The organism is Dokdonia sp. Asnod2-E02 (assembly GCF_045063915.1).
Lineage (GTDB): Bacteria > Bacteroidota > Bacteroidia > Flavobacteriales > Flavobacteriaceae > Dokdonia.
On sequence record NZ_JBEFNX010000005.1, the window covers coordinates 48,114 to 66,810 of the forward strand.

An 18,697-nucleotide genomic window follows, 5' to 3' on the forward strand; every position below is an offset into this window, starting at 1 on the left:
TACAGAAAAGCTACTAGTCTGCCAGCTGCATTAACGTTTCGTAAACTTTATGCAGGGGCATACCCATCACATTAAAGTATGAACCCTCAAGACTTGTTACGGCTATGTAGCCAAACCATTCTTGTATACCATAACCACCAGCTTTATCATAAGGCTGGTAATTATCAATGTAGTAATTAATCTCTTCTTCTGTAAGCTCTTTAAAGGTGACGGTGGTCGTATCGTTTATCACGGTCTGACCTTCTTTTGTAGTAAAAGCTACTGAAGTAATAACCTGGTGGCTATTACCAGAAAGGGCTGCTATCATCGCATAGGCTTCATCACGATCTTCTGGTTTGTTAAGTGCTACGCCATTAAACCATACTATGGTATCACTGGTTACAAGTATATCTGTTGCTTGTAAGTCTGTAAAAGCTGCGGCTTTAAGTTTTGCTAGATAATCTGTTATCTCTGGACCTTGTAAATGGTCTGGAAAGGTCTCATCTACTGGTTTAAGTTGTATGGTAAAATCTAGGTCTAGTTCTTTAAAAAACTGCTGGCGTCTAGGAGATCCAGAGGCTAGTATGAGATTGTGATTTTTTAATTTTTCTTTAAGCATAGTAAATAGCGTGTATAAGTAATGGGATGATACATATACCTACAAACATAATTACTTTAAGGATGAGTGATATGTGTGAGAGCTCACTTTTTTTAGTCGCCTCCCATAGTTTTGAACAGCAATATCCCAATGGTGCGATAATGGCAAAAAATACAGTAGCCACAGCTATTTTATAATCGTATAAAAATGTAAAAGTATACCAGCTTATAAATGTGATTATTATAAGTGTGAGTATTACAGAAACTCTTGCTGTGCGTTGTGCGCCTAGTAATATGGGTAGCGTTTTATAACCAGCGACGTGATCTCCTTGTATGTCTTCTATATCTTTTACAAGTTCTCTTATAAGTGTGATAGCAAAGGCAAATATAGCGACCGACGTAAATACTGTAAATGCACCTAGTTGCTCCTCATTATTACTTGTGTCTATAGCAGGTATAAGTTCAAATAGTGGTACTAAAATAACCGAGAGACCTACTAAGATACTTACGAGCAAGTTACCTAATAAAGCATACTTTTTTATAAACCTAGCATAGAGGTATAAAAACCCTGCACTAAGTAAGAAGTATATAAAGTATATGGGGTGTCCCATCAGGCTTGTGAGGATAAAACCAAGCCCTAAACCAGTAAAGGTGAGTCCAAAATAAATGAGTTTTGCTTGTTTCTCATCTATAGAGACACCTACGGTGCGTTTTTTTGGCTTATTAATTTTATCTGCCACAACATCATAGCTGTCGTTAATGATGTATCCTCCAGCTGCAATTAACACGGTAGCAAGGATAAGGAACAACAGGCCTAGATTGCTTAATGTGATGTCAATATCATCTATTTGAGCAATGGCATACCTTATGACGCATTGCATAACAATGATCATAAGAAGATTATTAAATCTTATGAGGTTTAGATACTTCAACTAGGGGTTAGGTTGTTTTATTAAAAATACATAATATCTCGTTAATGAGCTGCTGCATCTATATTTTTCATCCAGTTGCCCTGCACTTTAAGAACTTGCTCTATCACATCTCTCACACAGCCCTGACCGCCATTTTTATGTGAGATGTAATTTGAGATGTCTTTTATTTCTTTTACAGCATCTTGTGGGCAGCAGGCGAGACCTGCAAATTGCATTACGGGATAGTCTGGTATATCATCTCCCATATATAGTATGTTTTGTGCTGCGATATCCTTGTCTTTAAGATAAGTGTTAAGGTGTTCCATCTTATTGTGAGCACCTAGGGCAACGTCACTTATGCCTAGTTTTTGTAGCCTTGAGCGCACACCCTCATCTGTACCACCACTTATGATGCATATATTGTATCCAGCATCTAGCGCTGCTTTTATGGCATATCCATCTTTTACATTCATCGTGCGGTGCATCTGGCCTTCTGTGGTAATATGTAGTTTACCATCTGTAAGGACACCATCTACATCAAATATAAAGGTGGTAATATTATGTAAGTATTCTTTATAACTTTTTTCCATAGGTAGTGTGTATCGCTTTTGTAAGAGCGTTGTAAATATCTTTGTGATCTGGGTTTTCTAGCAAATCTAGTTGATTGTTTATGACGGCTTTGTCACCTCTTTTTGCAGGGCCTGTTTGACTATTTTTAGGTCCATTTTCTAAAGCCTTTTGAGCTGTTTTTAAGATAAGTGGGTGTAGGGTTTTTACATCTACCTCATATTGCTCGCAGATGTCTTGAGCGATGGTATAGCAGTGGTTTGTAAAATTATTTGCAAACACGGCAGCTAGATGGAGCTGTCTTCTCTGTGTACTATTTATTACCTGTACCGTATTAGATATCATCGCACCTAGCTCGCGCAAGGTTTTTTCATCTTCATCGTTATCTGCTTCTACTAGAATTGGTATTTCGGAAAAGTTTATAGACGTATCATCTTTAGAAAAACTTTGTAAAGGGTAAAAAACGCCTTTATTATGCTTTCGCGAAAGCGTACTCATAGCCGTATATCCAGAAGTATGTACTACCAGTGTGTTATCAAAAGGAATTTGACTAGACACCTCTGCAATCACATCGTCACTCACAGCAATGATAGTCACGTCTGAAGGGGTAAGCTCTTCAATACTTACCGTATGACGAGCCATATTTTTAAAAGGCTCAAGACTAGCCTCAGTACGGCCAGCTACTTGCATTACGACTGCTCGGTTTTGTGCACCTAGTGCCTTTGCCAGATGCCACGCTACATTACCAGTACCCACAATGTTTACTTCTATCATAGTAGCAAAAATAGGCTTTTTTAAAACTGTTGAGGTTTCATATTTTATGAACCCTAGGTTTAAGGTTTTTAAGCCGTCGTAGGTTATCTTTGCACTCGTTAAAATTTGCCTGAATTATGCAAAAGAAAATCGCTTCTATTTTATTCTCCACACGCTTGATGGGGATCCTTTTTATAGCCTACTTTGTTGCAATGGCAGTAGGAACATTTTTAGATATAGGTCAAGAAACTTCACCTACGCCGTACTCAAGATACTGGATTTATGATGCTTGGTGGTTTACACTTATTCATATTCTGTTTGTAGTCAACTTTATAGGAAACATATTTAGGTATAAATTGTTACGCAAGGAGAAGATAACGACATTAGTTTTTCACCTTTCATTTGTACTTATTTTAATAGGAGCGGGTATTACAAGATATATAAGTTATGAAGGTGTTATGCCTATTGAGGAGGGTGCGACCGAAAATTCTTTCTTAAGCGAGAAAACCTACCTTGATGTTTTTATAGATGGAGAGCAAAACGGCCAACCTATGCGCCGTGCAATAGAAAAGGAGTTATCACTATCGCCTAGATTAAATAATGATTTTACGTGGACAGAAGATTTTGTGCACGATACAAATAACAGAAGTGACAAGACCACTTTTACTTTTAATTTTAACAAGTTTATAGATGGCGCTCAAGATGGATTTGTAGAAGACGAGAGCGGGTTATGGCACCTTAAAATTGTAGAGACAGGTACAGATAACCAGCGTCACGAGCACTTTCTAGTAGAAGGTGAGCTAGTGAATATTCACAATGTACTCTATGCCTTTAATAAGCCTACAGATGGCGCTATAAACATAGGTTTTGACGGTGAAAACTACACTTTTAAATCACCATTTGCAGGTTCTGTTACTGTAATGGCAACACAAGATGAGAGTGATGTGCCAGAAGATGTAGAGCAGCCACTTAAACTACGAGCACTTTATAACTTAGGCGGCAAGTTACTCGTGATACCAGACCAAGCTATACGTGGTCGTACTGGTATTGTTGCAAAAGAGGTAAAAGAAAAAAATCAAGAGGATGCACTCTTTGTAGATGTAACCGCAAATGGCGAGACCAAAACAGTAGGACTACTAGGTGGTAAAGGTTATAGTAACGATAAAAAGCATATAGAGGTAGGTGGGCACAAAGTTTATCTAGCATACGGAAGTAAGTCTATGCCACTACCGTTTTCTATAAAGCTCAATAAATTTATCGCTAGAAGATATCCTGGTACACAAAACGTATACTCGTCTTTTGAAAGCCAGATAACGGTAGAAGATCCTGAAGAAAATTTTGATTACGAAATTTATATGAACCACGTTTTAGACCACAAAGGATTTAGATTTTTTCAAGCAAGTTTCTTTCCAGATGAGTCTGGTACGATACTTTCTGTAAGTCACGATTTTTGGGGAACTTGGGTTACATACATAGGTTACTTTTTACTGTACATAGGTATGATGATGATTCTTTTTGATAAGGGGTCACGTTTTGGTGAGCTCAAGCGTCGTTTAGATAAGATTAAACTCAAGAAATCTAAACTTATGATGATTGTGTTTTTGATCGCTTTCGCGAAAGCGGGATACGCACAAGAAGATATATCTAATCAAACTACCGAAGTAAGCAACGGAAACGTAGTCGTAAAAGACACCGTAGCTGTTACTGGAGAAAATATAAGTGACATTTTAGGACTTGACAGTCACCAAGGAGAGCCACACGAGCAGGCTATGCCCTCACAAGAAGAGATAAAAAGACTCATTGTAGAAAATGCAGTACCACTAGAGCACGCAGAAAAGTTTGGCCGTCTTATCATACAAGAAGGTGGGCGTATGATGCCTATTAATACATACTCAAGTATGTTATTACGTAAGTTAAGCAGGAGTGATACTTATGAAGGCCTTACTGCAGACCAAGTAATGCTCTCAATGATGGAAAACCCGCAAATATGGAGTTTTGCAGAGATCATATACCTTCAAAAAGGAAATGATAGTTTACGTAATGTTGTGGGTGTACCGTCAGACAGAAAGTACTTTAAACAAATGGATTTCTTTACCTCAGATTTTAGGTATAAACTAGCTCCATTTTTACCAGAGGCATATGCAGAGGCAAACCCTACAAAAATTTCTAAAGAATTTATAGACGTCTCAGAGCGTATGAATCTCTTAGACAGAACACTGGTTAAAGAAGTTTTAAGAATATTCCCAAAACCAGATGATTCAAATAACACGTGGATCTCTCCTATAAAAGTAAAGGACGTCCCTTATCGAGCTACAGACTCTGTCATTGCAAATCAAATTTTTCCTGCTTATTTATTGAGTTTAAAGAAGGGTAGAGCTACTGGAGATTACACGGATGCAGATAAAGTTTTGCAAGGTATAGAGAAGTTTCAGCGCAGTCATAGTAATGATATAATGCCTTCTATAGAGAAGCGTGATGCAGAGATTTTTTACAATAAGTATGATGTCTTTACAAAGCTTTACTGGATGTATATGCTGGCAGCCGTATTTATGATGATTTTTGTTATTGCTGCTATTTTTAACAACAATAAGTTCATCAGCTGGATGACTAAGCTGGGTGCAGCTGCGATTGTTGTATTATTTATTGTACACACCATAGGCTTGATATGGCGATGGTATATTGCTGGGCACGCACCGTGGAGTAATGCTTATGAGTCTGTGCTATATGTAGGGTGGGCAACGGTATTTTTTGGTCTAGCCTTCGGGAGAAAGAGTCAACTTACTATTGCTAGTACTGCGTTTGTAGGTGCTTTTATATTATGGGCAGCCTCTATGAACTGGATGAATCCAGAGATAGAAAATTTACAAGCTGTACTAGATAGTTACTGGTTAATGATTCATACTGCAGTAATTGTAGCGAGTTATGGTCCTTTTACGCTAGGAGCTATTCTAGGAGTTGTCTCATTATTCTTAATGATATTTACAACTGAAAAAAATAAGGAAAAGATGGATCTTAATATTAAAGAGATAACCATCATTAATGAGCTTGCTCTTACAGTGGGTATGGTATTACTTGCCATAGGTACCTTCTTGGGAGGTCAGTGGGCAAACGAAAGCTGGGGGCGTTACTGGGGATGGGACCCAAAAGAGACTTGGGCGCTTATCTCACTTATCGTTTATGCCTTTGTGATACATATGAGGTTAATACCTGGATTGAGAGGTAGATGGCTATTTAACTTTGTCTCTATTGTAGCATTAAGTAGTATTATGTTTACTTACTTTGGGGTAAATTACTACTTATCTGGATTGCACGCATACCAGAGTGGTGGCGACATCGCAGACCAAAAGATACTCATCACAGCAGTTATTCTTACGGTGTTTGGTACGGTATCATATATGAGATACAGAAAGTATTATATAAAGAAGAAAAAGGCTTAAAAAGCTAGATTTTGTAAATCACCAGAAGTCTCTAAACCAAGCTTGGTATAGAGACTTTTTGTTAATTGGTTTAAGCGATCTGTAGTTAAGTTATATTTTGAAGCAATAGCTTCATTACTTAAGCCCTTAGCAATGTCATCTAGTATTTTTACCTCTATATTTTCAAGTTTAAATTGGTAAATAAGAGATTCTAGATAATCATCATCTGTGTCTTGTATATTTCTATAGGTATTTAATTCTTTTAGCTCTTCTACATACCTTTTTATTTTGTGCTTCATTATTACCCCCGTAGTTTGTATACCATAAAAGGAGAGTAATAGGAGTACGGCAATTAGGGTAAAGTTTAGTAAAGCAATCCCCGCTCCATCAAAAGTGCTACGCTCTAGCAGTGTGATTCCCAATAAATGAAATACAAATACATTAACTAAGAAAAACAGGTTTACAGAATAAATTAGTAGGAGTATGTAACGCTTAGGTCCACTAGCAATTCTCAATATAAGAATCCAGAGAAGTGCAGTTGCTAGTATAGAACAAGAGTTAACCAGTATAAGCCCCCAAAGCATCTTAGTGATCACAAAATATATTAATGAAACAGTAGAGACAGCAATTATAGAGATCATTGCATATTTAATCCATTGTTGGTTTTTTCTCAAGTTGAGATAAAAAACCATAAAAAACAACGCCATTATACCTACAGAATAATGTCCTAGTGCTTCCATATATAATGGATTACCTAGATTAATATCTAAAAAATTGAGGATATTATCTTGAGCTATTACACTAAGCAGTATACCAAAAATGATAAATGCAAAAAATAGAAATTTTGTGTTTTTGACTATAAAGAAAAATATAAGGGTTGCAATAAGTAAAGCTATACTGGTCCCATAAAAGAAACCTATACCTAGCATATTCACTCGATCATTTTTTGCATACTCGCCTTCGTTAGAAATTGTTATAGGGAAGTAGGACTCTAGTGGGAAGTTACCTTTAAGATATAGAGGAAAGCTGTGTAAATCTTTACTTATAAAATACGAGGGAAATCTCGTGTTATTCATTACAGAAATAAGCGCTCCATTATTATCATATAATTCAAGATCAGTAACGTGTGCTGTCTGAAGTTCTAATATAGCTCTAGGTTGAGAAATATTATTTATTTTAAACCAGTAAACACCATTGTCTAATCCTAAGTTTTCTGATTCTAAGTCTGTAAAAACAGCACTTTTTGCACTTGTTATGTTATGTGTGCCAGAAGCATCCTTAAGATAAGTAATGGTCTCTGGTGGTAGGCTCACACTGCAAAGCAGGAAGCTTAAAAGAACCAATAGTAGTTTCATTTCTTATGATTTGGGACCATAAAGATATGATAAGCTATTGATAAAAACAAGTTAATCGATGGTTTTGTGTATTTCATCGATTAACTTGTGTTTACTACATAAGAATTAAACCATATCTTCAGGTCGTACCCACTCGTCAAATTCTTCGGCGGTTACGTATCCTAGATTTACAGCTTCTGTCTTTAATGTTGTACCATTTTTATGTGCCGTATTTGCTATTTCGGCAGCTTTGTAATACCCTATTTTTGTGTTTAAAGCAGTTACCAGCATTAATGAGTTATCTAGTAATTCTTTAATTCTTGCATCGTTTGGCTCAATACCTGAAGCACAGTGCTCAGAAAAAGAAACACAAGCATCACCTATAAGTTGTGCAGATTGTAAAAGGTTAGAAGCCATCATAGGTTTAAATACATTAAGCTCGTAATGTCCTTGCATACCACCTACACCTACAGCAACATCATTACCCATAACTTGAGCACAAACCATTGTAAGTGCCTCACATTGTGTAGGGTTTACTTTACCTGGCATAATAGAAGATCCTGGCTCATTTGCCGGGATACTTATCTCACCTATACCACTGCGTGGTCCAGAGGCCATAAGGCGTATATCATTTGCAATCTTATTGAGAGATACCGCAAGTTGTTTTAACGCACCGTGAGTTTCAACGATTGCATCGTGTGCAGCAAGTGCTTCAAACTTATTATCTGCAGTACGGAACGGGTGACCAGAAAACTCTGCCATATACTCAGACACACGCTTTGCATATCCTTTAGGAGTATTAAGACCAGTACCTACAGCTGTTCCTCCTAGAGCAAGCTCTGCTAGGTGATCTAGTGTATTTTCTAAAGCTTTAAGCCCGTGATCTAGTTGTGATACGTATCCAGAAAACTCTTGACCCAGTGTAAGGGGAGTGGCATCCATAAGGTGCGTACGACCTATTTTTACCACGTTTTTAAAAGCATCTGCTTTGGCTTTAAGCGTGTCACGTAATGTGCGTACTCCTGGTATTGTGTTTTCTACAATCTTTTTGTAGCCTGCAATGTGCATTCCCGTAGGGAACGTATCGTTAGAAGATTGTGATTTATTTACATCATCATTAGGCGCTAGTGTTTTATCACCTTCACCTATTGTTTTTCCTGCAAGTTGGTGAGCTCTATTTGCAATCACCTCGTTTACATTCATATTACTTTGTGTTCCAGATCCCGTTTGCCAGATTACTAGTGGGAACTGGTCATTGTGCATACCTGTAAGTATCTCATCACATACAGCAGCGATAAGATCTCTCTTTTCAACCGGTAGTACACCTAGCTCACAGTTTGTATAAGCAGCTGCTTTTTTAAGAATCGCAAAGCCGTGTACCACTTCAATAGGCATAGAGCCAGGAGCTCCTATTTTAAAGTTATTGCGAGAACGCTCAGTTTGTGCTCCCCATAATTTATCTGCGGGTACTTGTACCTCGCCCATTGTATCTTTTTCGATTCTATATTCCATTGTGAATTATGTTAGAAATTTGGAACACAAATTTAAACATTTGGCTTCATTTTGCATCGTTGATAAGCTGTCAATAAATCTATTTTTTCTCTTGTGTGACATATATATTATCAAGTATCTTTGCTACAAATTAGAAAAGACACCATCCTATGTTCGATTTTGACCAATATTTAGGTTTTCTCGCATTTTTAACCATCCTTACTATAGGATTTTGGTTAATGATTTTCCTTCTTACTTTTGTAATCCCTTACTGGGTAGGAGGTTCATTTATTGAATTTATGAAAGAAAAAAGAGAAGAACGTAAGCTTAAGAGAGAGCAAGAGAACAACTAGTATCTCTCGCTTTTACGATATGTAACCTCCTGCAATTACTGTAGGAGGTTTTTTTATGCGCTTTCGCGAAAGCGTAGCTATACCCACAAAAAAAAGAGCCTCCGAAGAGGCTCTTTTCATATTTATAATGGATTGTGATTATTGCTTCACCTTTGTAAGGTCTACCTCATTACCATCTTTGTCTAACATTTTTACCTCGTCAAAGCCCATATCTTTAAACTGAGAAAACTGCGTGGCAGCATCACCTACTACTAGGTATGCCATCTTGTTTTCATCAAGATATTTATTTGCTAATGCTTTGTGCTGGTCTAGTGTCATATTTCTTATAACATCTTCTTCCTTCTCAATATAATCTGTTGGAAGGTCGAAAGCACTGCGCTCTTGTAGCATACCTAGAAGGGCAAACTGCGTCTCAAAGCGACGAGCATTAGATTTGATAAGCGCATTTTTTGTAAAGTCAAGGTCATCTTGTGAGATGCCGTCTTTATATGCCTTGATCTGATCTCTAAAGATCTCAACAGATTCTCCTGTCGTATTAGTACGTACGCTAGATGATGCTGTAAAAGTCCCTGGTATTTTAGATCCATTAAAGTAAGTACGTGCTCCATAGGTATATCCTTTTTCTTCACGTAAAATAAGATTTACAGCTCCAGAGAAAGATCCTCCCAGTTTATAGTTCATTACCTCTGCAGGGTAGAAATCCTTGTCTGTACGAGCCATCCCGATGTAGCCTATATTTATTACAGATTGTTTTGCATTAGGAATGTCTACAAATAGGAGTGAAGACTTATCTCTATTATTTGCTACTGGATATTCTGGTATGGTAACTTCTTTTGCTTCCCACTTAGACTCTATGTCACTTAGGGCTGCAAGAGCATCACTCTTATCTATTTTACCTACAATATGAAAACGGCTCACAGATGGTGAGAAGTTATTTGCATAAAAATCTTTAAGATCTTGCATTGTAATTGCTTCTACAGACTCTTCTGTACCGCTCGTAGGGTACGAGAAGATGTGATCTTCACCATAAAGCACTTTGTTATATACGTTGCTTGCCACCGCATTAGGGTTTGCAGAGCGACGTTTAATACTGTTTATAGTAGCTGTTTTGATACGACCTAGCTCTTCTTCATCCCAGCGTGGCTCAAACAGAATTTCTTCTACTAGATCCATAGTTGCGGCAAAATTTCGCGTAAGCGTGTTACCTTGTATTGTAATAGCCTCGCGAGAAGTGTACATATTAATACTTGCTCCTAGTAACTCGATAGCTTCTTCAAGCTCTTCTGGAGTTTTATTTGCAGTACCCTCCATCATTATATCTGTCATAAGGTTTGCAACCCCATTCTTTTCCATACTATCAAGTAGGTGACCTCCTTCTATTACCAGGTTAAAGTTTACTGTAGGAATCTCGTTTTGAGAAATACCATATACATCTATCCCGTTAGACAACTCTGCTTCCCAAGATTCTGGAATACTTAGTTTTGGCGCATCTCCTACTACTGGTGGCGTAGAGCGATCTATTTTTGAAGGTGTTTTTACAATTTCCTTTGCTTCATCTTCTACAACCTTAGTAACATTCTCTGTGATTTCTTCTTCTACCACCTCTGCTTTTACAGAGTTCTCTACAATGAGATCCATCTGTCCTTTAGGTACAAAACTAGTTTGTACAAAAGGCTTACCTTTTATGTAAGTGTTATACACACGCATTACATCTTCTTTAGTAACCGCCTTGATGTTTTCTATGTCTTTTTCTATAAAGTCTGGCTCTCCAGCAAATACATTGTAACTCGCTAGTTGAAACGCTTTACCGTTTACACTACTTATACCATTGTAAAACTGAGTTTCAAGACCAGCTTTAATGCGCTCTACATCTTTATCTGTAACGCCTTCTGCTTCAAACTTTGCAATACCTTCATCTATACCAGCTTCTACTTGGTCTAGATCTACACCGCTATTTGCAGTAATGATGATGTGAAATTCACCAGCAATCTCTTGACTACTATTATAAGCAACTGTTCTAGAGGTAAGGTCTTTGTCTTTTACTAGCACTTTATATAAAGGTGCCTTTTTACCACTTGAGATGATTTCTGCTAGAAAGTCTAGTGCATATGCATCATTTGTGTATTGCTGTACTGTAGGGTACACACGGTGTAGTTGTGGTGCTTGTGCAAAGTTATCTTCGTGGTATAGCTTCTTTGTTTCTGCGATAGTTACTGGCTGTGCTTCAAGTGGTGCAACCTCTTGACGTTTTTTAATCTCACCAAAGTACTTTTCAATAAGTGCCTTTGCATCTGTAGTTTTAAAATCTCCTGCTAGTACAAGTGTCGCATTGTTAGGACCATAAAACTTATCATAAAACTCACGTACATCATCTACCGTAGCATTTTGTAAATCTTCTAGCTCGCCTATAACTTGCCAGTTATATGGGTGACCTTCTGGATAGATGTTTTTATCAAGTACCCAGCTCGTATGCCCGTAAGGATTGTTATCTACACGTTGTCTTTTTTCGTTTTGAACAACCTCTTGCTGGTTTTCAAAGGCACTCTCGGTTACCGTATTAATTAAGAATCCCATACGGTCAGACTCTAGCCATAAAATAGTCTCAAGTGCATTATTTGGTACCGTTTCATAATAGATTGTACCATCTTTCCAGGTACCACCATTAAGGGTTCCTCCTGCATCTTGTACCGTTTTAAAGAATGAGTCTTGTGGTACATTTTCAGACTCTTGAAATAACATATGCTCAAATAGGTGAGCAAAACCGGTGCGCCCCGTCTTCTCGCGGTTAGAACCTACCGCATACTGTATCGCAAGTGATACAATAGGGTCACTACTATCTTGATGTAAGATCACGTCTAGACCATTCTCCAGCTCGTACTTCTCATAATCAATAGATAGTTTTGCATCTTCTGCTACGGCGGTATCTTTATTACCCTCGCAAGAAGTACATAAGAGAGCAGTTACCATCACGGCAACAGCAATCATTTTAAAACTGTTTGATTTGATCATTTTTAGTGTTTTTTGATAATCCTCTAAGATAGTGAGACGGTAGTTTTTGAGTCTTAATTATTTGTTAAAGAGTGAGCTAGCTTTGAACACCATTGCTAGGTCTATCATTTTTTAATTTTAAATATCATACAGATTAGGTATATGTGTATCTATAAAAAATATGAATAACTTTGACGTCTATCACAGCTTAGCACTACGGTAAACCTATGTTGCAAGCTTTTGTCTATTACTACAACATTGTCATCAATACTTATAAATGAAAAAGATAAAAAAACCGCTCATCGCCATATTCATCATTGCAAACTTATATGCCATCCTTTGTGGCGGATTGTATTTTTTTCAAGACAACCTCATTTTCCACCCGCAGCAATTGCCGCAGGAGTATGCTTTTGATTTTGATGGCGATTATAAGGAGGTTTGGGTAGATGCGCCAGATGGAGCTCGGCTTAATGGCTTGCACTTTACGGTTACAAACCCAAAGGGCGTGATACTTTATCACCACGGTAATGCAGGCAGTCTCGCGCAGTGGGGGCAAATCGCCCAGCCATTTGTACAAAAGGGCTATGCGGTTATTATTATGGATTACAGGCAGTATGGAAAGAGTGGCGGAGCACTCACAGAGGCGGCGCTTTATGATGATAGTTTGCTATGGTACGCTTTCGCGAAAGCGCAATACCCCACAACCCCAATAACGAGTTACGGCAGGAGCCTGGGGACGACCTTTGCAACCTACGTGGCGTCAAAAAAAGAAGTCACTAAGCTGGTGCTTGAAACTCCTTTTTATAGTATACTAGACGAGGCACAATCACGCTTTTCGATTCTTCCGGTAGAGAGGTTGCTCAACTATAGATTGCCTACGTATAGCTTTATAAATGAGGTGACGGCTCCTATAACCGTGATACACGGCACAGAAGATAGTGTAGTCGCTTATGAGCACGGTAAGGCCCTTTATGATAGCATTACGACAACTACAAAGACTTTTGTAACTGTACCTGGTGGTAATCACAATAACCTAAGCGATTTTGAGGCGTATCAAAAAGCGACGGCTGCACTTTTTGAGTAGTTAGTCATTGGTATGCTCTTTAATCCACTTTGTGATAAAGGCAAGAACCTTTGGCGCCATAGTTTGTTCTATCTCTGAGTATTCAGATAGGGCACCGGTGGTGCTTTCTTGAAAGAGATGATTAAGATCGTCAAAGGCAACAGTTCTAGCATTATCATTATTTCCAGCAGCAAAGGCTTCTTTTATAGCTGCAATATTTTGCACGTAAGGAACCTGAAAATCTTTCTTGCCATTGAGCGCAATGACAGGTGATTTTATAACACTCAGGTAGCTAGCTGGTGTAGCTTTAAGGAGGCTTACTATCTCTGGGGTGGTGATTTGATCTGTAATAGCTTCTACTTGCTGTATGGGAACCATAGGTCCCAGTTTCTCTTTGAGAGCGAGATTTACAGCATCTTTAATCGCTGCATTTGTACCGTCATTTTGTATAATAACATCATAAGCATAACCTAAGAGGTCTTGACCTTGTTTAATTTGTGCTTCTGGGATGTTCATAAGGCGCTCCATTGCTTCTTTTTGCGAGAGCATAAGTTCATTACCAGGTATGCCTGGTCCAGCAAGCATAACGGTAAAAGCCACATCTGGTGATAGTGCTGCTATTTGAGGAGCGATGATACCTCCTATACTGTGACCTATAAGACCTACTTGAGAATATTTGGTTTTCTTATACTTCTTTAAATAAGCTATGGCTGCTGTGGCATCACTTGTAAACTGTGCAATACCTGCCGTTTCAAAAGTACCTGTAGATGCACCCACGCCACGTTCGTCATAACGCAATACACCTATACCGTTACTTGATAGGTAGTCTGCAAGTACGTAGTATAGCGAGTGGCCAAACATATCTCCATCTCTGTTTTGTGGACCGCTACCACTTATAATCACCGCAATAGGCGGGTTTTTTATATCCTTAGGTAAGGTAAGTGTGCCAGCAAGGGTGATATTTTCTTCTTTGTTCTTAAAAGTCACCTCTTGTGCATCATAATTAAAAGGAGCCTTAGGTTGCTGTGGTCTATTAAGTACGAGCGCACCTTTTGCGAGAGTAAGCGGTACGGGAAAGTTATTCTGTATCAAGTTACCTTGTATGCTATCATTTTTGGTCACGCCTATGTAGCGCATTTTAAACTGCGGAAAGTCTACCTTAAGAGTATCGTTTGTATAGGCCGTGTTTGCTGCTTTACCACCTGTAAGTCCTTGGCTCGGGATATCCATTGTGGTGTGTAGGCTATCTTGTGGCTGCGTGATGTGAAAGGCAAAGTCTATGCTTTGACCTTGAAAGTTTACCGTTCCCTTCCAGTCGCCTGTGACGTTTTGGGCGTGTGATATAAAGCCAGTAAGGCAAGTAACGGCAAGAATGATAAGAGTCCTCATAGGTGTACTGTATATAAGTCTGTGACTAAGGTAGTTGTTATTATTGTGTTTTTAATATAGGAAATACATTTTCGCGAAAGCGTAAAAAAAAGAAACCCGAGGCTCTCGCGCTCGGGAATCTAACCAACCAAAGTTGTTTTGCGTTTATAAACGCAGTGGGGGAAATGTATTACTTATACATTTTATCGTTTGGTTTTACTTCATAGGTGATGGTTGTTACCGTATCATCCTCGTCATTATATTTTTCTGACACCATATTTCCATTTTTGTCAAAATAGTTTACAGAGATACCCTCCTTTGTTTTCATAAGGTATACGTCACCTTTTGCCAGTTTACGCATTGTACCATACTCAGAGGTGTTATTTTCTCTTGTTCTTTTTATGGCGTATCCATTTTGAGTTTCCTCTAGACGAAAGTCTGAGTCATTATAGGTGTATGTCACCTCTTTTTTTACCATTGTCTTACCTCGTTGTAAGGACTGGTTGAGTTGCCCTTGGTCACTTTTTTTAAGTGATGTAGGGGTTACCTCAGTTTCTTTTACCGTTTTATATACGGTCTCATTACCTAGTGAAGACTTTACGGTCGTTCTAGTTTTTGTGATTTTTTCTACTTTTTCTTGTGCTTGTACGGCTGTTGCGGTACATACAGCTAGTGCTGCTATGATAAGTGATTTTTTCATCGGTCTTGTTTTTTGTTTGTACAAATTTAAGATCCTTTTCTGCTTATGATAGCCAAAGGGATGGTAAGACTTTATTAAGCCTTTCCCAATATTACTGGGCTCACAAGGCGATTAACTTAAATTAACACAAAAGTGATGCTTTCTGTGGCTCGTCGTATAAGCCACTCGGTAGATCAATAAAATAGGATTATCTTTGCACCCTAAAAATAAAGTGGAAAGAATGGTTTTCCGCTTTCGCGAAAGCGTACTACTAATACATACTATTATATGAAAGCTGGAATCGTAGGATTACCTAATGTAGGGAAGTCAACCCTTTTTAACTGTCTGTCTAATGCCAAAGCACAGAGTGCAAACTATCCGTTTTGTACTATTGAGCCTAACGTGGGTGTGGTAAATGTACCAGATAACAGGCTAGCAAAACTAGAGGAGCTCGTAAGCCCAGAGCGTGTGATCCCTGCTACGGTAGAGATTGTAGATATTGCAGGTCTTGTAAAAGGGGCAAGTAAGGGAGAAGGACTAGGAAACCAATTTTTAGGAAACATACGTGAGACAGATGCGATACTGCACGTGCTACGTTGTTTTGATAATGATAATATTGTGCACGTAGACGGGAGTGTAGATCCTATACGTGATAAGGAAACGATAGATATAGAGCTACAACTCAAAGATCTTGAAACAGCCGATAAGAAACTAGAAAAGGTAAAACGTGCGGCTCGTACGGGTAATAAAGAAGCCCAGGCAGAAGAAGCAGCTTTACTTAAAATAAAAGAAGGTCTAGAAGCAGGTATCTCTGTACGTGCGATAGATATAGATGAAGATACACGCGAGGAGTTTGTAAAGCCTTTACAGTTTATTACTGACAAGCCAGTACTTTACGTATGTAATGTAGATGAAGATGCTGCTGTAGCTGGTAATGAGTATGTAAACAAGGTACGTGAGGCGGTAAAAGACGAAAATGCAGAGGTGATTGTACTTGCTGTAGGTACTGAGGCAGATATTACAGAACTAGATGATTATGAGGAGCGCCAGATGTTTCTTGCAGATATAGGTCTTGAGGAGCCAGGAAGCGCCGTGTTAATACGCGGAGCTTACAAGCTACTTAACCAGCAAACGTATTTTACAGCAGGTGTAAAAGAAGTGCGTGCCTGGACGGTAAACATAGGAGCAACGGCACCACAAGCTGCCGGAGTGATACACACAGATTTTGAAAAAGGCTTTATACGTGCAGAGGTCATTAAGTATAATGACTTTGTGGAGTACGGTAGTGAGGCAAAGGTACGTGAGGCTGGAAAGCTAGGCGTACAGGGTAAAGATTATATTGTAAATGATGGTGATGTGATGCACTTCTTATTTAACGTATAAGCGATACTACTATATAAGACAGTAAAAAGCCTTTCTTAGCAATGAGAAAGGCTTTTTTTATGGGTGTATGGCATCTAGTAGTCAAAGATGATAAAAGACTTAAGCAGTCGCGCTAGCTTGTCTGAGGTAGAGGAGCGTATGGCGTGCTTCTGGAGGTATTGTTTTACCTCATTAAGTTGGTCACTATTATCTATGGTTTGAAAGCGGGAGTTATAGGTAGTAAAAACGGGATCGCTTCCAGCTTTATGGATCACTTCAAAAATACTATGATGTCTCGGGTCTGTTTTTATTCTATTCTCATAGAGGTCTGTGAGATAAGCCTCGTCACCTTCTAGCACCTGAAAAAAATTACCCATCGTATGCAGTAGGATGCCACATACGCCTTTTTCATTATTTTGGTGATAGGTATGATCAAAGATCTCTTGTATCTCCTCATCTGTAAGATCTGGAGCTACTTTGCTAAAATAGCAAATGGTATACATTGGTTAGGAATGATTTGTTATGAGGTAAAGATACTATTAAAAGCGGTTTGTTGTTTATCAATTTTTTAAAATAGATAAACAAAATATATAAATTAATGATAGCTAGGGGAGTAGTGGCGAGAATAAAAGCGTGTATTGTGAGTGATAAAATTATTTTCAAAAAAACTCATTAAAAGGTTTTGGTAATTAAAAAAGCGCTGTATATTTGCACCCGCAATCAAGCAGATAGCTTGGTGAGACACTCAAGGAGAAATGGCAGAGTGGTCGAATGCGGCAGTCTTGAAAACTGTTGAGGGTCACACCTCCGGGGGTTCGAATCCCTCTTTCTCCGCAAAAGAAACCTGTAACGTATGTTACAGGTTTTTTGTTTTATACCAAGCCCCAAGCTCGCTTGGAAGGCGTAGGGATAAAACAAAAAACCAACGAGCACAGCTCGTTATGGGTTTTATGCTTGCAAAGGATACCCACCCGGGATCACCGCAGGTAATCCCATCGTAATTTTTCTTTGTAAAACAGTGAGAAATGAATATCGAATATCGAATAAGGACTATAGAACAGCTCACAGCTCACAGCTCACAGCTCACAGCTTAAAGCTTACGGCTTAGAGCTTAAAGCCAAAAACTAAGAACTACCGTCTACGAACTATAAGCCAACAGCTAAAGACTACCGTCTACCGCCTACCAACTACCGTCTACTAAAAGCCCCCTTAATTAAGCACCTCCTTGAGCGTTCCTTTTCTATAGCAGCGTTCTTCACCTAGGTATAGCGGATTACCGTGTTTTTCTGACCAGAAGCCTTCTAGTAGATCTTTGGTGATGCATTGATAGACTACGACACCTTTGTAGATGGTCTCGTCATCGCCCTCATAATTAAAATTAATCACCAGAATATTATTCTTAAAGAAACCAGTTCCTTGTTGGCGCTGATCACCACTTATTAGCCAAGTAGCAACAATTCTCTTGTGCTCGTCTAGCGCTAGTGTGAGTTCGCCCTCATAGCCAGCTGCATCTGGGCTTTGGTTGCTTCCTGTGATGGTGTATGTGCCTGCGAGGTCTTCTATGGTCATTGGGTGTGTTGTTTTGGATTGTGAAAAGTACGTATTGAACTAAGATATATTCTTATTACGCTTTCGCGAAAGTATAACAAATCACATCCTTGTGATGATATCTATGGCGTGTATCTTCTGGTATTTGAGATTCCTGCGCACGCGGTATCGTTGTAGGCAATCTCTTTTAATCATTTGTATTTTAACAGAGTACTACGACACCTTCTTTTGTTGAATACTCAATATTTGATAATTTTATTTTTAGACCGTTTCTTTGATAATGGGCAT

Annotated in this window: 15 protein-coding genes and 1 tRNA gene; 5 read left to right on the forward strand and 11 right to left on the reverse strand. The window is 38.6% G+C overall.

The window, feature by feature from the left end:
* Positions 1-13: 13 nt before the first annotated feature.
* Genes ACJJVM_RS00245 through ACJJVM_RS00260 form a run of 4 tightly spaced genes read right to left on the reverse strand, consistent with a single transcriptional unit; the run spans position 14 to position 2,828 of the window.
* Complete coding sequence (locus ACJJVM_RS00245; protein WP_405210376.1) at positions 14-598, reverse strand: Maf-like protein; 585 nt, start codon at positions 596-598, stop codon at positions 14-16.
* The gene (locus ACJJVM_RS00250; protein ID WP_405210377.1) at positions 591-1,508 is read right to left on the reverse strand and encodes a geranylgeranylglycerol-phosphate geranylgeranyltransferase; all 918 of its coding nucleotides are present in this window, start codon (positions 1,506-1,508) and stop codon (positions 591-593) included. The genes ACJJVM_RS00245 and ACJJVM_RS00250 overlap by 8 nt, the downstream gene beginning before the upstream one ends.
* 41 nt (positions 1,509-1,549) lie before the next feature.
* The gene (locus ACJJVM_RS00255) at positions 1,550-2,077 is read right to left on the reverse strand and encodes an HAD family hydrolase (RefSeq protein WP_298351228.1); all 528 of its coding nucleotides are present in this window, start codon (positions 2,075-2,077) and stop codon (positions 1,550-1,552) included.
* Positions 2,061-2,828: a Rossmann-like and DUF2520 domain-containing protein gene (locus ACJJVM_RS00260; RefSeq protein WP_405210378.1), complete on the reverse strand. Its 768-nt coding sequence runs from the start codon at positions 2,826-2,828 to the stop codon at positions 2,061-2,063. The genes ACJJVM_RS00255 and ACJJVM_RS00260 overlap by 17 nt, the downstream gene beginning before the upstream one ends.
* 116 nt (positions 2,829-2,944) lie before the next feature.
* Here ACJJVM_RS00260 and ccsA point away from each other — a divergent pair, with 116 nt between their 5' ends.
* Complete coding sequence (ccsA, locus tag ACJJVM_RS00265) at positions 2,945-6,244, forward strand: cytochrome c biogenesis protein CcsA (RefSeq protein ID WP_405210379.1); 3,300 nt, start codon at positions 2,945-2,947, stop codon at positions 6,242-6,244.
* On the opposite strand, the gene ACJJVM_RS00270 is transcribed toward ccsA, so the two are convergent.
* Both ACJJVM_RS00270 and fumC read right to left on the reverse strand, forming a co-directional pair.
* Positions 6,241-7,578 carry a 7TM-DISM domain-containing protein gene (locus tag ACJJVM_RS00270; protein WP_405210380.1) on the reverse strand — a complete coding sequence of 446 codons (1,338 nt, stop codon included), beginning with the start codon at positions 7,576-7,578 and terminating at the stop codon, positions 6,241-6,243. The genes ccsA and ACJJVM_RS00270 overlap by 4 nt on opposite strands.
* 105 nt (positions 7,579-7,683) lie before the next feature.
* Positions 7,684-9,069 carry a class II fumarate hydratase gene (fumC, locus tag ACJJVM_RS00275; protein ID WP_405210381.1) on the reverse strand — a complete coding sequence of 462 codons (1,386 nt, stop codon included), beginning with the start codon at positions 9,067-9,069 and terminating at the stop codon, positions 7,684-7,686.
* A 149-nt stretch (positions 9,070-9,218) separates the two neighbouring features.
* On the opposite strand from fumC, the gene ACJJVM_RS00280 reads away from it, so the two are divergent.
* A complete protein-coding gene (locus tag ACJJVM_RS00280) occupies positions 9,219-9,401 on the forward strand; it encodes a hypothetical protein (protein WP_021779402.1) in 183 nt (60 codons plus the stop codon).
* A gap of 138 nt (positions 9,402-9,539) precedes the next feature.
* Here ACJJVM_RS00280 and ACJJVM_RS00285 read toward each other — a convergent pair whose 3' ends face one another.
* Entirely contained in the window at positions 9,540-12,368 is a 2,829-nt protein-coding gene (locus tag ACJJVM_RS00285) for a M16 family metallopeptidase (protein WP_405212151.1), read from the reverse strand.
* Between the two features lie 298 nt (positions 12,369-12,666).
* On the opposite strand from ACJJVM_RS00285, the gene ACJJVM_RS00290 reads away from it, so the two are divergent.
* The gene (locus tag ACJJVM_RS00290; RefSeq protein ID WP_405210382.1) at positions 12,667-13,473 is read left to right on the forward strand and encodes an alpha/beta hydrolase; all 807 of its coding nucleotides are present in this window, start codon (positions 12,667-12,669) and stop codon (positions 13,471-13,473) included.
* Here the strand turns inward: ACJJVM_RS00290 and ACJJVM_RS00295 are convergent, their stop codons facing one another.
* Both ACJJVM_RS00295 and ACJJVM_RS00300 read right to left on the reverse strand, forming a co-directional pair.
* Entirely contained in the window at positions 13,474-14,841 is a 1,368-nt protein-coding gene (locus ACJJVM_RS00295; protein WP_405210383.1) for an alpha/beta hydrolase family protein, read from the reverse strand. It abuts the gene before it with no gap.
* Between the two features lie 169 nt (positions 14,842-15,010).
* Positions 15,011-15,520, reverse strand: coding sequence for a hypothetical protein (locus ACJJVM_RS00300; protein ID WP_405210384.1), 510 nt, complete (start codon positions 15,518-15,520; stop codon positions 15,011-15,013).
* A gap of 267 nt (positions 15,521-15,787) precedes the next feature.
* Between ACJJVM_RS00300 and ychF the strand changes: the two genes are divergently transcribed.
* A complete protein-coding gene (gene ychF, locus ACJJVM_RS00305; protein WP_021779395.1) occupies positions 15,788-16,882 on the forward strand; it encodes a redox-regulated ATPase YchF in 1,095 nt (364 codons plus the stop codon).
* A gap of 74 nt (positions 16,883-16,956) precedes the next feature.
* Here the strand turns inward: ychF and ACJJVM_RS00310 are convergent, their stop codons facing one another.
* Entirely contained in the window at positions 16,957-17,364 is a 408-nt protein-coding gene (locus tag ACJJVM_RS00310) for a BLUF domain-containing protein (protein WP_405210385.1), read from the reverse strand.
* Between the two features lie 246 nt (positions 17,365-17,610).
* Here ACJJVM_RS00310 and ACJJVM_RS00315 point away from each other — a divergent pair.
* Positions 17,611-17,695 (forward strand) — tRNA-Ser (locus ACJJVM_RS00315).
* 375 nt (positions 17,696-18,070) lie between these two features.
* Here ACJJVM_RS00315 and ACJJVM_RS00320 read toward each other — a convergent pair.
* The gene (locus ACJJVM_RS00320) at positions 18,071-18,430 is read right to left on the reverse strand and encodes a hypothetical protein (protein ID WP_405210386.1); all 360 of its coding nucleotides are present in this window, start codon (positions 18,428-18,430) and stop codon (positions 18,071-18,073) included.
* Positions 18,431-18,697: the final 267 nt, after the last annotated feature.